Annotated in this window: 1 protein-coding gene; it reads right to left on the reverse strand. The window is 73.3% G+C overall.

The features are described 5' to 3' along the window. Nucleotides 1-637: IS66 family transposase (gene tnpC / locus ACLF3M_RS35380; protein WP_430661710.1), on the reverse strand; the 637-nt coding region annotated here is incomplete at both ends.

The raw sequence follows: 637 nt of genomic DNA on the forward strand, positions 1-637 counted from the left end.
GGGCGGGCCGAATGCCCTTGCGATCCGGGGCGTAGACATAGGCAACGGCCGGCGGTCCGGTGCCGCCTGCGGCGCGGTCATCGGCGGCATAGGCCCAGATCCGCCCGTCGCGCGTCCGGCCCCGGCCGGGCGCCAGGGTCGGCAGCGGCGTGTCGTCGGCGAATACGCGCGCATGGCCGACGACATGGGCGAGGACCAGCTCGTTCAGCGGCCTGAGCCACCAGCAGGCCTGCCTCACCCAGTCGCAGAGCGTCGCGCGGTCGAGGTAGATGCCGCCGCGGGCGAGGATCTGGCACTGGCGATACAGCGGCAGCCCATCGCCGTATTTCGAGACCAGGACATGGGCCAGGGTCGCCTCGGTCGGCAGGCCGCCGGCGACGAAGCGCGCCGGCGCGGGCGCCTGGTGCACGCCGTCCTCGCAGCGGCGGCAGGCATAGCGGGGCCGGATGGCCACGCGCACCCGTAACTGGACGGGCACCACGTCGAGCCGCTCGGCCCGGGTCTCGCCCACACGGTGCATCTCGCGCCGGCAACAGGGGCAGGCGCGGTCCGCGATGTCGATCACCTCCTCGATGCGCTCCAGATGTACTGGCAGCGCACCGCGGTTGCGGCGGCGTTCGGAAGTCGGTTTGCGCTC

It is taken from the genome of Falsiroseomonas sp. HW251, assembly GCF_050563545.1.
Lineage (GTDB): Bacteria > Pseudomonadota > Alphaproteobacteria > Acetobacterales > Acetobacteraceae > Falsiroseomonas.